Annotated in this window: 10 protein-coding genes; 4 read left to right on the forward strand and 6 right to left on the reverse strand. The window is 68.4% G+C overall.

Annotated elements, in window-relative coordinates; translation table 11 throughout:
• The first annotated feature begins 160 nt into the window (after nt 1-160).
• Nucleotides 161-1,708, forward strand: coding sequence for an amino acid permease (locus ACFC1W_RS04615; RefSeq protein WP_375989180.1), 1,548 nt, complete (start codon nt 161-163; stop codon nt 1,706-1,708).
• 1,040 nt (nt 1,709-2,748) lie between these two features.
• On the opposite strand, the gene ACFC1W_RS04620 is transcribed toward ACFC1W_RS04615, so the two are convergent.
• From ACFC1W_RS04620 to ACFC1W_RS04630, 3 genes are all read right to left on the reverse strand, one after another.
• Nucleotides 2,749-3,447: a hypothetical protein gene (locus ACFC1W_RS04620; protein ID WP_375989183.1), complete on the reverse strand. Its 699-nt coding sequence runs from the start codon at nt 3,445-3,447 to the stop codon at nt 2,749-2,751.
• Nucleotides 3,448-3,552: 105 nt separating this feature from the next.
• Nucleotides 3,553-4,056 (reverse strand): amino-acid N-acetyltransferase, encoded by a 504-nt coding sequence (locus ACFC1W_RS04625; protein WP_375989186.1) that lies wholly within the window; start codon nt 4,054-4,056, stop codon nt 3,553-3,555.
• A gap of 222 nt (nt 4,057-4,278) precedes the next feature.
• Nucleotides 4,279-6,801: an ATP-dependent Clp protease ATP-binding subunit gene (locus tag ACFC1W_RS04630; protein ID WP_375989189.1), complete on the reverse strand. Its 2,523-nt coding sequence runs from the start codon at nt 6,799-6,801 to the stop codon at nt 4,279-4,281.
• A gap of 184 nt (nt 6,802-6,985) precedes the next feature.
• Here ACFC1W_RS04630 and ACFC1W_RS04635 point away from each other — a divergent pair, with 184 nt between their 5' ends.
• From ACFC1W_RS04635 to ACFC1W_RS04645, 3 genes are read left to right on the forward strand one after another with little or no spacing between them, the layout of a single operon-like run.
• Nucleotides 6,986-7,723 carry a hypothetical protein gene (locus ACFC1W_RS04635; RefSeq protein ID WP_375989192.1) on the forward strand — a complete coding sequence of 246 codons (738 nt, stop codon included), beginning with the start codon at nt 6,986-6,988 and terminating at the stop codon, nt 7,721-7,723.
• 40 nt (nt 7,724-7,763) lie between these two features.
• The gene (locus tag ACFC1W_RS04640; protein WP_375989195.1) at nt 7,764-8,498 is read left to right on the forward strand and encodes a hypothetical protein; all 735 of its coding nucleotides are present in this window, start codon (nt 7,764-7,766) and stop codon (nt 8,496-8,498) included.
• 46 nt (nt 8,499-8,544) lie between these two features.
• Entirely contained in the window at nt 8,545-8,778 is a 234-nt protein-coding gene (locus tag ACFC1W_RS04645; RefSeq protein ID WP_375989198.1) for a helix-turn-helix domain-containing protein, read from the forward strand.
• Between the two features lie 291 nt (nt 8,779-9,069).
• Here the strand turns inward: ACFC1W_RS04645 and ACFC1W_RS04650 are convergent, their stop codons facing one another.
• The 3 genes from ACFC1W_RS04650 to cls all read right to left on the reverse strand — a co-directional run bounded on the left by ACFC1W_RS04650 (nt 9,070) and on the right by cls (nt 12,774).
• Nucleotides 9,070-9,798 carry an endonuclease domain-containing protein gene (locus ACFC1W_RS04650; protein WP_375989200.1) on the reverse strand — a complete coding sequence of 243 codons (729 nt, stop codon included), beginning with the start codon at nt 9,796-9,798 and terminating at the stop codon, nt 9,070-9,072.
• Between the two features lie 642 nt (nt 9,799-10,440).
• On the reverse strand, nt 10,441-11,178 hold the full coding sequence (locus tag ACFC1W_RS04655; protein ID WP_375989201.1) for a hypothetical protein: 738 nt from the start codon (nt 11,176-11,178) through the stop codon (nt 10,441-10,443).
• 129 nt (nt 11,179-11,307) lie between these two features.
• Nucleotides 11,308-12,774: a cardiolipin synthase gene (gene cls / locus ACFC1W_RS04660; protein ID WP_375989204.1), complete on the reverse strand. Its 1,467-nt coding sequence runs from the start codon at nt 12,772-12,774 to the stop codon at nt 11,308-11,310.
• Between the last annotated feature and the right edge of the window lie 6 nt (nt 12,775-12,780).

Raw genomic sequence — 12,780 nt, forward strand, 5'->3', positions numbered from 1 at the left:
TCCATCCTTCCGGATCCGACCATTGGGAACGTACGAGCCTTGTCGGATCCGGTCCACTGTAACGACGAATCTCGCTGCAAAGGTAGACACAACCCGCCAATAGGTATCACAATCATGCGCAAAGACGCCGCCGCGTCCCACCCGAGAGCACGGAGGATCGATGTCTCAGTCGAGCGATGGTCCCGCGAAGGTCGCCGGCGCGACCTATACGCGGGCTGGTCAGGACTACTTCCAGAAGCGGACGCTGAAACGAGCCGCGGGCGTCTGGGGCCTCTGGGGTCTCGCCGTCGCCGCCGTCATCTCCGGTGACTTCTCCGGCTGGAACTTCGGCATCGCGTTCGCCGGCTTCGGGGGCATGCTGATCGCCTTCGTGATCCTGGTCGCCATGTACTACGGCATGATCTTCTCGATCGGCGAGATGGCCTCGGCCATGCCTCATACGGGCGGCGCGTACTCGTTCGCCCGATCGGCGATGGGCCCGTGGGGCGGTCTCGTCACCGGGGCGGCCGAGACGATCGAGTACGTCGCGACGACGGCCGTCATCGTCTACTTCTCGGCGTCGTACGCCGACGCCATCACGTCCGAGCTCCTCGGTGTCTCGCTGCCCGCGTGGGTGTGGTGGGTCGTGCTCTATCTGGTGTTCATCGGCCTCAACGCCGCCGGCGCGAACATCTCGTTCAAGTTCGCCATCGTCGTGTCGATCATCTCGATCGGCATCATCCTGGTCTTCTCCGCGATGGCGATCTTCTCCGGCGCGTTCCAGTGGGCGAACCTGTGGGACATCGTGCCGGACCCCGGACAGACCGAGTTCCTCCCGCACGGCGTGCTGCCGATCCTCTTCGCACTTCCGTTCGCGATGTGGTTCTTCCTCGGAATCGAGGAGTTGCCCCTCGCCGCCGAGGAGTCGCACAACCCAGTGCGCGACATCCCCCGCGCAGGCTTCTGGGCCCGCGGGACGCTCATCGTTACCGGCCTGCTCGTGCTCTTCCTCAACACCGGGGTGATCGGCGCAGACGCGACCGGAAAGGCGGCCGAGCCGCTGCTCGATGGCTTCCGCGCGATCGTCGGCGACGGCCTGGCTGCCGTGCTCGCGCTCTTCGCCCTCGTCGGCCTGCTCGCCTCGCTCCAGGGCATCATGTTCGCCTACGGCCGCAACATGTACTCGCTGTCGCGCGCCGGCTACTACCCGCGCTTCCTCTCGCTGACGGGCAAGCGCCAGACGCCCTGGGTGGCGCTCGCGGTCGGCGCGGTCATCGGCTTCATCGCTCTGGGCGTGCTCGACACCGTGGCGGCGGTGAACGAAGGCGCCGGCGCCGTCGCGGGTGCGATCGTGCTCAACATCGCGGTCTGGGGCGCAGTGCTCGCCTACCTGCTGCAGATGATCTCGTTCATCATCCTGCGCCGGAAGTTCCCGAATGCGAACCGTCCGTACCGCAGCCCGTGGGGCGTGCCCGGCGCCGTGATCGCGGCAGTCATCGCGGCACTCATCTTCGTGGGATTCCTGCTGAACCCGACCTTCGTACCGGCGATCATCGCGATCTTCATCGTGTACGTCGTCATCCTCGCCGGCTTCGCACTGTTCTTCCGGCACCGCCTGGTGCTCTCGCCCGAGGAGGAGTACGCGCTCTCCGGCGGAACGCACGGCGACCCACAGGCCGAGGGCTACGACGCCATGGAGGCCGAGGTGTTCGGCAGCGACAAGCCTTAGCAGGGGGATGCGCGGGGTCGGAGTGGTCCGGGGGGACGCTCCGACCCCGCTGCTTGTGTCGACGAGCTGAGCGTGCGGCGTCCGCGCACGGATGTGTGCGGCGTCCGGGCTCGGGTGCGTGCGGCGTGCGGGCACGGGTGCGTGCGGCACCCGGGCATTGAGCGGCCCTCTCGCGCCGTTCCCACGGCGGCTCGAGAGGGCCCACTGCTCACCGGCCGTTCGATCTCCTCGCTGGGGTTACGAGTTCGCTGTGGGGGACAGCGTCGAGCCGGAATACGGGAGCTGACGCCAAGGGTAGCCCTCACTACTCTGCGATGTCCCCCATCTGGGGGACAAGTCGAATGAAACTCTCATGAGAATCTCACATTTGTCCACCGAAATGGGGACATACAAGGTAGTGCCAATCCGCATAACCTTGTACACGAGGTGTCCCCAGCACCTCCGAGAACAGTGTCCCCAGCACTTTCTCTTCCATCGTCGAGCATCGCGCGCCTTGGGGTGTGCCCGAACCGCAGGACGATGGCAGGCCCCCGGGAGTCCCCAACCCCGGGGGCCTTTTCCTGCCCTCCCGCCGGCCGCACGCGCCTCATACGTGTGGCGCCGCGCCGCAGGGCCGGTGTCTCAGCCTGGGCGTCGGCTGTGAACCGCGCGGACGTGCTCACGAAACAGGTTGTGGGCGTCGTCTGCTGGGTTTACATTAAGCACGCCGATGTCTCGACTCCCTCGCTCGCGAGCCTGGTCATCGTGCGCTGGGGCGTTCCAGAACTGGGGAGTTCGGACGCAGAGAGACGCCCCCCTCGAGGTGCAGATCCACAGGCTCTGCCTATCCACCTCGAGGGGGGCGTCTCCTCAACTGGCCACCTGTGCGATGTGCGCCTGGGGAACGCGATCCGCGGACTGTGGGGACAGTCGTGATGGGTGCCAGTGATCAAAATGTAGAGCGTCGAGAGCGTCGCGTCTACACCCTTTCATGCGCATGTATGTACCGACCGCCCATGCTGCCGCCGTGGAGCCGCGGCCACCGGCTTCCAAGCAGGCCGTCAGTACAGCAGAAACTGGGTCGTCTCGGTCGAGGCGACCCCGCCGATCTCGACAGCGAGGTGGTACGATGCGCCGCCACCGGGAGCACGCGGCCGCGTCTCGTCGTCGCACGTGCCGACTGCGGAGCGCGTGCGGTCCCACGTGAGCGGCGAGGCGCTCGAGACGGTCTGCCCTGCCGTCAGAAGCACGACCATGTCGCTGGGCTCGCTCTGGCAGTCCGTCGACCGCCACCAGGTGTCGCTGCCGCTGGTCACGGTGAAGACCTGACCGCTCGTGCCGACGTTGAGCGTGCAGTCGGCGTCGCCGTCGTTGGTGAGCCGGATCGAGAACGACGGCACCTGGTCGTTCGAGTAGGACTCCTGGCTCGTCACCGCCTCGACCGTGATGTCGCTTCCGACGCAGGGCTGAGCGGCGGGCGTGCCCGACGGTGTCGGCTTCGGCGTCGCGTCGACGGCGGGGGCCTCTCCCGTCGGGGTGACGCCGGGCGTTGCCCCCGCGGTCGGCACGGGCAGCGATCCCGCCGCGTCCTGGGTCTTCTCGGTCTGCGGCTCGGCGCCTTCCGATGCGGTGCTCCGCCACGGCTGGGCGACGAGCAGCCAGATGAGGGCGGCGACCAGCAGCACCCCGATGAGCAGGACGATCCGGCGGCGGCGGTACACCGCCGGGGAGTGCCGTCTGCGGGGAGTCTCGCCGGTCATGAGACCAGGGTAGGCGGAGGCGTCCGGCTACCCGCGTCGGCACGCCCGCCGCCCCGGGTTCGCTGACCGCGTCACGCTCGCGTTGCCGCCGGTCGCGGCATCCGCTCAGAGGTTCTTGATCATCCTCGTGTTGCCGAGCGTGTTGGGCTTCACGTGCGCGAGGTCGAGGAACTCGGCGACGCCCTCATCCGGAGAGCGGATGAGCTGCGAGTAGACGTCGGGGTCGACGATCTGCTCGCCGATCGGCGAGAAGCCGCGCCGCGTGAAGAAGTCCACCTCGAAGGTGAGGCAGAACAGGCGCGTGAGCCCGAGCGTGCGGGCCTGCCCCTCGAGCCCTTCGACGAGCGCGCGGCCGACACCGTGGTGGAGCCACTCGTCCACGACGATGAGCGTGCGGATCTCGCCGAGGTCCTCCCACATCACGTGCAGCGCGCCGCAGCCGATGAGGTTGCCCTCGCCGTCCTCGGCGACCAGGAACTGCTGCGTCGCCTCGTAGAGCACGACGAGGTCCTTGCCGAGCAGGATGCGGCGCTGCACGAACGGCTCCAGCATCGCCTGGATGCCACGCACGTCGCGCGTGCGCGCGGGCCGCACCGTGATCTCGCTCATCCCTCCAGCGTAGAGCGCGGACCCCCATGCTGACGAAGGCGGATGCGGGCACCTGTCGTGCCGGTGTCAGGAGACTCGCCGGGATCGGGTCTGTTTCGAGGGACGCCACCGCGGTGTGTCTCCTGACAGTGGCGCGCGACGTCGCGGGTGCCGCCGCGTGAAACGACGAGGGGAGTGGATGCCGCGGCATCCACTCCCCTCGCTCTGTTCAATCCGGCTGGATCAGTTGTTGGCCGCCAGGTCAGGCGTGGCCGTGATCTCGCCGTTGTGGACGACACCCACCGCGACCTTCTCGCCGCGCGGGCCGTGCTCGAAGACGAACTCGCCGTCGACGGCGTCGACCTTCACGTGGTCGCCCGGGTCGAGCTCGCCGTGCAGGATCTTCTCCGACAGTCGGTCCTCGACCTCGCGCTGCATCGCACGACGCAGCGGACGGGCGCCGAGCGCCGGGTCGAAGCCGATGTCGATGAGCTTGTCCTTCGCGGCATCCGTCAGCTCCACCGTCATGTCGCGGTCGAGCAGACGCTCGCCGAGGCGCTTGGTGAACAGACCCACGATCTGGCGCAGCTCGTCCTTGTCGAGCTGCGGGAAGACGATGATGTCGTCGACGCGGTTGAGGAACTCGGGCTTGAAGTTGCGCTTGAGCTCTTCGTTGACCTTGCCCTTCATCCGCTCGTAGGTCGTGCCGGTGTTGCCCTCGACCTGGAACCCGACCGGTCCGCCGGCGATCGCCGACGAGCCCAGGTTGGTGGTCATGATGATGACCGTGTTCTTGAAGTCGATGACGCGGCCCTGACCGTCGGTCAGGCGACCCTCTTCGAGGATCTGCAGGAGCGAGTTGAAGATGTCGGGGTGCGCCTTCTCGATCTCGTCGAAGAGCACGACCGAGAACGGCTTGCGGCGCACCTTCTCGGTGAGCTGGCCGCCCTCTTCGAAGCCGACGAACCCGGGAGGGGCACCGAACAGCCGCGAGACGGTGTGCTTCTCACCGAACTCCGACATGTCGAGCGAGATCAGCGCGGCCTCGTCGTCGAACAGGAACTCGGCGAGAGCCTTGGCAAGCTCGGTCTTTCCGACGCCCGTGGGGCCGGCGAAGATGAACGAGCCCGACGGGCGCTTCGGGTCCTTGAGGCCGGCGCGCTGGCGGCGGATCGTCTTCGACAGTGCGGCGATCGCCTCTTCCTGGCCGATGACGCGCTGGTGCAGCGCCTTCTCCATGAAGACGAGGCGGCTCGACTCCTCCTCGGTGAGCTTGAACACCGGGATGCCGGTCGCCTGAGCGAGCACCTCCGCGATCAGGCCCTCGTCGACGACCGCGTGCGACGCGACGTCGCCCGAGCGCCACTGCTTCTCGAGGCGCAGGCGCTCGGCGAGGAGCGACTTCTCCTCGTCGCGCAGCGACGCGGCCTTCTCGAAGTCCTGCTCCTCGGAGGCGACTTCCTTCTGCTCGCGCACCTTGGCGATCTTCTCGTCGAACTCGCGCAGCTCGGGCGGGCTCGAGAGGATCGACAGGCGCAGGCGGGCGCCGGCCTCGTCGATCAGGTCGATCGCCTTGTCGGGCAGGAAGCGGTCGGAGATGTAGCGGTCGGCGAGGTTCGCCGCGGCGACGATGGCGCCGTCGGTGATCTGCACCTTGTGGTGCGCCTCGTAGCGGTCGCGCAGCCCCTTCAGGATGTTGATCGCGTGGGGCAGGCTCGGCTCGGCGACCTGGATCGGCTGGAAGCGGCGCTCCAGCGCGGCATCCTTCTCGAAGTGCTTGCGGTACTCGTCGAGCGTCGTCGCACCGATCGTCTGCAGCTCGCCGCGGGCGAGGAGCGGCTTGAGGATCGAGGCGGCGTCGATCGCACCCTCGGCGGCACCGGCACCCACCAGCGTGTGGATCTCATCGATGAAGACGATGATGTCGCCGCGCGTGCGGATCTCCTTCGTTACCTTCTTGAGGCGCTCCTCGAAGTCTCCGCGGTAGCGCGACCCGGCGATGAGCGAGCCCAGGTCGAGCGAGTAGAGCTGCTTGTCCTTCAGCGTCTCGGGCACGTCGTTCTTGACGATCGCCTGCGCGAGGCCCTCGACGACGGCGGTCTTGCCGACGCCGGGCTCGCCGATGAGGACGGGGTTGTTCTTGGAGCGGCGCGACAGGATCTGCATGACGCGCTCGATCTCCTTCTCGCGCCCGATCACGGGGTCGAGCTTGTTGTCGCGCGCGGCCTGCGTGAGGTTGCGGCCGAACTGATCGAGCACCTGCGAGCCGCCCTGGGCGGACTGCGGGTTGTCGTGCGCGGCGCCGGAGACGGCGGCCGGCTCCTTGCCCTGGTAGCCCGAGAGCAGCTGGATGACCTGCTGGCGCACCTTGTTGAGGTCGGCGCCGAGCTTGACCAGCACCTGGGCGGCGACGCCCTCGCCCTCGCGGATCAGGCCGAGGAGGATGTGCTCGGTGCCGATGTAGTTGTGGCCGAGCTGCAGCGCTTCGCGCAGGGAGAGCTCGAGCACCTTCTTGGCACGCGGGGTGAAGGGGATGTGCCCGGTCGGCTGCTGCTGGCCCTGGCCGATGATGTCCTGGACCTGCTCGCGCACGGCGTCGAGCGAGATGCCGAGGGACTCCAGCGCCTTGGCTGCGACCCCCTCGCCCTCGTGGATCAGCCCGAGCAGGATGTGCTCGGTGCCGATGTAGTTGTGGTTGAGCATCTTCGCCTCTTCCTGGGCGAGGACGACCACACGACGGGCACGGTCGGTGAATCTCTCGAACATCGTTCACTCCTTCGGGGCAGGGAGGGTCTGTCGAGCCCTCGGCGCCTTACATCGAGGGTAACGAGAGGGGGGATCAGGTGAGCCCGTGTTCGCCAGGGGCATAGTGCACCGGATGCTTGCGCCGCGGCATCCGCTCGGTTTATCGTTTTTCGATAATAACGACTATCGATATGGAGGTGCCGGCATGGGGTCGGGATTCCTTGCACTGTGGGTCGGGCTGCCGATACTCGTCGGCACGATCTTCGTGATCCTGATGGTGCGCACGCGGCGTGCCGCCGAGCCCGGCGGGCTCTCGAGGCTCGAGGAATGGATGGTCGCCGTGGTCGGCGCCGGCGCGATGCTCGTCGCCGCCGGGAGCGCGATCATGCTCGTGCTCGCGGGCATCCAGGTCTTCACCGTCGACCCTCTGCGCATCGACGGCTTCCCCCTTGCCAACGCCGCCGTGCCGTCGTTCGCGGAGAAGTCGGATGCGATCGTCGGTGCGGGGTACGAGTCGGCCTGGCTGGAGGTCACCGGGCTCCCCGGCGAGACGCGCTGGCTGCTCTACCTCGAGTACGCGCTGCCGCTCCTCGCCGCCCTCGCGATCGGCGTTGCCGTGGCGTGGCTCGCGATCGGCCTGCTGCGCGGACGCCCGTTCGTGCGCTCGCTGCCGCACGTGATCGGCATCACCGCGATCGCGGTGCTCGTCGGCGGACTCGGATCGCAGGTCTTCGGCAGCTTCGCAAGGGCGTCGGTGGTCGGATTCCTCGGCGAGCGGGCCATCACCGCCGGCGACATGGGCGACGGTCCGTACGAGGGGCTGACGGGCTGGACGCTGACGCTCGACCTCGGACCGATCGGCTGGGCGCTCGGGCTCGCGCTCGTCGCGGCCGCCTTCCAGATCGGCACCCGCATGCAGAAGGACACGGAGGCACTGGTCTGATGGCGCGCTCTTCGATGACCGGCACGGCGAAGGAGACCTCGTGAACATCGGCTGGCCGGATCTGCCCGGCGCACTTCTCTGGATCACCGGGGGCCTGCTGCTCGTCGCCGGGTTCATCGGCTTCATGGCGTGGGGTGCCCGGCGACGGCGAAGCTCCTCCGTCGTGATTGAGGTAGCCGGCGCGCTGGCGCGGATCTGGGTCGCGTTCACCGGCGTCGCGATGCTGTTGTCGGCCTGGCGTTGGTTCGGCGGCGATGTCTGGATCGCGGGCCTGCCGGTCGCGGTGACCGTGCCAGGTCTGTCGTGCGGCGGTGTCGACGAGCCGATTGTGGCCACCACGCCGACGCTCGTGTGCGGAACCGTGTCGGGGGTCGACGTCACGGTCGCCGGGGTCGGCGCCGGTCTGCGGATGCTGCTCGCGGCGGGCGACGTGCTCACGCTGATCGCGATCGCGGTTCCCGGCGTCGTGCTCGCCATCGCGTGCGGCCGGGCGCTGAAAGGCGTGCCGTTCTCGCGCGTGGTGAGCCGCTGGCTGCTCATCGGAGCCGTGACGGTGCTCGTCGCAGGGCTCGGCGGCGAGCTGCTCGGCAGCCTGGGACGCACCATCCTCGCGAACGAGATCTTCCCCGCGCACGGTGCCGACGTGGTGTCGACGGGCATCTATCGCGTCTCGGTGTCGTGGTGGCCGATCTGCGCAGCTGCCGCACTCGGCGCGCTGGCCGCGATCTTCCGCCATGGCGCCCGCCTGCAGCACGACACCGAGGCGCTGGTGTGATGGCGGGCGGCACCGGCCAGGTGCGGCGCCGGCCTCGGCGGTTCGCATGAGCCCGGCCGAGGACGAAGGCCCGAGCGGGGTCCACTGCCGGCTCGACGAGCTGCTCGAGGAGCGCGGCATGACCCTCACGCGCCTGTCCGAGCTGGTGGGCGTCTCGGTCGTGAACCTGTCGATCCTGAAGAACGACCGCGCCCGGGCGATCCGCTACTCGACGCTGTCGGCCATCTGCCAGGCCCTCGACTGCGAGATCGGCGACCTGCTCGTCCGGAGCGACTCGTAGCCGCGGCGTCCGCGGCCGAGGCTCACCTGTCGCAAGGTGCTGTGCGCAGCGGCACTTCGTGACAGGCGAGCGTGCGGAGACGCTCGTCGCAGCTCGCTCGACCGACCCAGCCCGCTCACCTGTCACAGGGCGCCGCGCGCAGCGGCACTTCGTGACAGGCGAGCAAGGGCACGCTCGGCGCAACGTGCACGGCCCAGCCTGATCACCTTCGCCCCATCTGCTCGCCTGTCGAAAAGCGCCGCGGGTCGCGGCGCTTCGTGACAGGCGAGCGTGCGGAGAGTACGACGCGGCTCAGCCGCGACGACGGATCGCCTCGCGGACCCGCTGAACGGCTACCGCGGGCGTGCCGAAGAGCTCGGACTTGGTGACCTGGACGACGATCCAGCCAGCGGCGCGAAGCGCCTCGTACCGAGCGATGTCGCGGCTCCATTGCTCCGGGTCGAGGAGGTGGTGCTCTCCCTCGTACTCGATCGCGACCCTGAGGGCGGGATACGCGAGATCAACGCACCCGAGGTAGACGCCGTCCTCGCACACCTCGTGGTTTCGCGCAGGTTCAGGCAGCCCGTGATCGACGAGCGTGAGGCGCAGCCAGGACTCCGTGCGGGACGCGGAATCGGTCCGCACGCGAGGAAGCGCCAGCCGGGCGGCCACCACGCCGACTCGTCGTCCCGCTGCGACCGCCGACTCGAGCTCGGCGAGCGTCGCAAGCGGCGAGTCGACGCGCCACGTTCGCACGACCGCGTCTCCGGCGGCGACCAGGTCATACGGGTCGGCCAACTGTCGCCCGAGGCTCGCCCACACCGACGCCGGCGACGCGACCATCAGACCGGTGCGATCATCTCGTGCGGTGGTCACGAGCGAGGGCTTCGCCTCATGTCCGCGCACGCCCGCGCTGCGAGGAAGCCGCCTCGGCCGGAGCACCGACACATGCAGCAGCGACCGCGCGACGAGCGCATACGGGAGGGGGATGCCGAGGATGACCGCGGCGGTGACGTGGCTGAAGAACTCGCCGTCGGACATCCGCGGTGCGTACGCGAGGGCACGTGCGAGGTGCGCATGCTCCGCCGACCCGAGAGCGCGACCGCAGCGATCCGTCGCGAGCTCTGCTGGAAGCCCGGCGTCGCTCACGACTCGCACGCCGTGGAACGGCTTGTCGACGTCTTTGCGCCGCAGCCTCCCCTCTGAGACTCCGGCGGCCCTTGCCTGCTGGACGGAGAACCGAGGTCCGAGTTCTTCCGGGAGGGGTCGCATCACTCGAAGATCGTGACCTCAGCTCAGCGTGCGACGCAGGCTTACGGTTCGTCTGTGGAGAGCGCGTGCTGGAAGCGGCCTCCGGAGGAAGCAGCATCCGCCCTCCCCTGCGCTCCCCTGTCACGAAACGCCACCTGCCGCGACACATCGCGGCAGGTGAGCAGGCCGGCACCTCTCCGACGCCGCCTCCCCGTCGCGAATTGCCGCTCGCACCGACACATCGTGACAGGTGATCAGGCCGGCACCTCGCCGACGCCGCCTCCCCTGCGCTCCCCTGTCACGAAACACCACCTGCCGCGACACATCGTGACAGGTGATCAAGCCGTCACCTCGCCGACGCCGCCTCCCCCGTCGCGAATTGCCGCTCGCACCGACACATCGTGACAGGTGAGCAGAAAGCGCACGCGCACCTCAGTTGGGGTAGATCGGCACCCGGATGTTGTCGAACTCGCCGCCGGTGAGGATCGCGAACATGTCGGCGTCGTCCTCGGCCTCGAGCACCGAGGTCACGACGCCGCGGGGGGCCATGTCCATGGTGCAGACCTGGTCGGCGGGCGGGGTCGCGAACGTGACCGTGATCTCGGTCGCGCTCGTGGCCTCGGTGTTCTCGACCACCGGCGCGCACGACGACGAGCCCCAAGTGAGCACGACGAACTGGCCGTCGACGTCGGTCCACCCGGCGGAGGGCAGGTAGTCCGTCTCGCCGCCGCCGCCGAGGTCGGCCACCCCGCCGAGCTCGGTGTCGCCGGCCCAGCCGTCACCGGTGACCTCGATCTCGAGGTCCTGCGTCGGGTCGACGTCTTCGGGCACGCCGACGAGCGAGACCCGGGGCGCGAGGTCGGCGGTGCAGGCGGTGTCGCCCTCGACGTCGACGAGCGTGACCTTCATCACGCCGTCTTCGTACGTCGCCTCTTCCGCGGTCGGGATGCACGTCGAGCTGCCCTGGGTGACGATGCCGATCAGGCGGCCGCCGTCGAGCCACGCGGCGCCGACCTCCTGCTCGTTCGCGTCATCGCCGTCGGTCGACGACGTGTCCGAGGGCGCCGTGGGCGCGGTGCCGCCCGACGTGGTCGCGCAGGCGGTGAGTGCGCCCGCGAGGAGCGCGGCGAGGCCGAGCCCGGCGAGCACCGAGCGGATGCGAGGGGTCATGCGAGGTCCTTCCCTGAGCAGCGCGGACGCCCGAGACCGCGGCATCCGTCAGCCATATGGTGTCGCAGATCGGCGTGTGATCTCACGGTGCTCGGTAACGCGCTGGTCACAATCACCCCGAGGGGGTGATCACTGCAGCGCGGAGGTCAGCCGCGCGAGGTTGTCGAGCACGGTGGAGCGCAGCGGCTGCTTCTCCCACTCCTCGAGGGTCAGCTCGCGGCTCAGGGCGCGGTAGCTGTCTTCGATCCGGCGCATCTCGCGCACGAACTCCTCGCCTCGCACGAGCATGGAGATCTCGAGGTTGAGACCGAAGGAGCGCATGTCCATGTTGCTCGAGCCGACGATCGCGACCTCGTCGTCGATCGTCATCGACTTGGAGTGCAGGATGAACGGGCGCTGGTACATCCAGATCCTCACGCCCGCCCGCAGCAGCGCCTCGTAATAGCTGCGCTGGGCGTGGTAGACGAGCGCCTGGTCGCCCTCTTCCGACACGAAGAGCTCGACGTGGATGCCGCGCTGGCACGCCGTCGTGATCGCGAGCAGCAGCGCCTCGTCGGGCACGAAGTAGGGACTGACGACGACGATCTTGCGCTGCGCGGCATAGAGGAGTCCCGCGAACAGCTTGAGGTTGTTCTGGAACTCGAACCCCGGCCCGGACGGCACGATCTGGCAGTCCAGGTCGCCGGGACCGGACTCGACGTCGAAGAGGTCGATCTCGTCGGTCAGGATCTGGTCGGTCTCGCTGTACCAGTCGGACAGGAAGACGGCATTGACGGATGCCACGACCGGGCCCTCGATGCGCACCATGAGGTCGACCCAGTGCAGGCCGCGCTTGATGTTCTTGCGCAGGTTGTACGTGGAGTCGGTGACGTTCTGCGATCCGGTGAACGCGACGCGGCCGTCGACGACGAGCAGCTTGCGGTGGTTGCGCAGGTCGGGCCGCTGGTACTTCCCCTTGAGGGGCTGGACGGGAAGCATCAGGTGCCACTGCGCGCCCATGGCGTCGAGGCGCTTGAGGGTCTGCTTGTAGAACGGCTTGCCACGGTTGGCCCAGTGGTCGAGCAGCACGCGCACGGTCACGCCGCGCGCGCTGACCTCTTCGAGCGCACGGAAGAAGTTCGCGGTCGAGGCATCCGACTGGAAGATGTAGAACTCGACGTGCACATAGCGCTTCGCACCGCGGATGGCGTCGGCCATGGCGTCGAGGCTGTCCTGGTAGCCGCCGATGATGTGGGCGGCGTTGTCGCCGGCGAGCGGCATCGCGCCGAGGTTGCGGTTGAGGGTGACCAGCGACGTGAACCAGGACGGCGCGTGCGGGCGCAGCGTGCCGAAGTCGAGCGAGGCGCTGGTGTCACGGATGTACTCGTTGATGCGCTCCTGCTTGCGCCGACGCTTGCGTGGCAGGCGAGGGTTGCCGATCAGCAGGAAGAGGAACACGCCGATGATCGGGATGAAGTAGATGGCCAGCAGCCAGGCCATCGCCGCGGTGGGGCGCCGGTTGCGCGGCACGATGATGATCGCGGCGACGCGGATGACCAGGTCGACGACGAAGACCAGCACCAGCCACCACGTCGCATCGAACGTGACGGTGATCACTCTTGT

Origin of the sequence: Microbacterium sp. NPDC056003 (genome assembly GCF_042274785.1) — a bacterium.
Lineage (GTDB): Bacteria > Actinomycetota > Actinomycetes > Actinomycetales > Microbacteriaceae > Microbacterium.

Bases quoted from the DNA above. Each gene is read 5' to 3' on its own strand.
- ACFC1W_RS04615 (WP_375989180.1), top strand. From the start codon at position 161: ATGTCTCAGTCGAGCGATGGTCCCGCGAAGGTCGCCGGCGCGACCTAT.
- ACFC1W_RS04620 (WP_375989183.1), bottom strand. From the start codon at position 3,447: ATGACCGGCGAGACTCCCCGCAGACGGCACTCCCCGGCGGTGTACCGC.
- ACFC1W_RS04625 (WP_375989186.1), bottom strand. From the start codon at position 4,056: ATGAGCGAGATCACGGTGCGGCCCGCGCGCACGCGCGACGTGCGTGGC.
- ACFC1W_RS04630 (WP_375989189.1), bottom strand. From the start codon at position 6,801: ATGTTCGAGAGATTCACCGACCGTGCCCGTCGTGTGGTCGTCCTCGCC.
- ACFC1W_RS04635 (WP_375989192.1), top strand. From the start codon at position 6,986: ATGGGGTCGGGATTCCTTGCACTGTGGGTCGGGCTGCCGATACTCGTC.
- ACFC1W_RS04645 (WP_375989198.1), top strand. From the start codon at position 8,545: ATGAGCCCGGCCGAGGACGAAGGCCCGAGCGGGGTCCACTGCCGGCTC.
- ACFC1W_RS04650 (WP_375989200.1), bottom strand. From the start codon at position 9,798: ATGTCCGACGGCGAGTTCTTCAGCCACGTCACCGCCGCGGTCATCCTC.
- ACFC1W_RS04655 (WP_375989201.1), bottom strand. From the start codon at position 11,178: ATGACCCCTCGCATCCGCTCGGTGCTCGCCGGGCTCGGCCTCGCCGCG.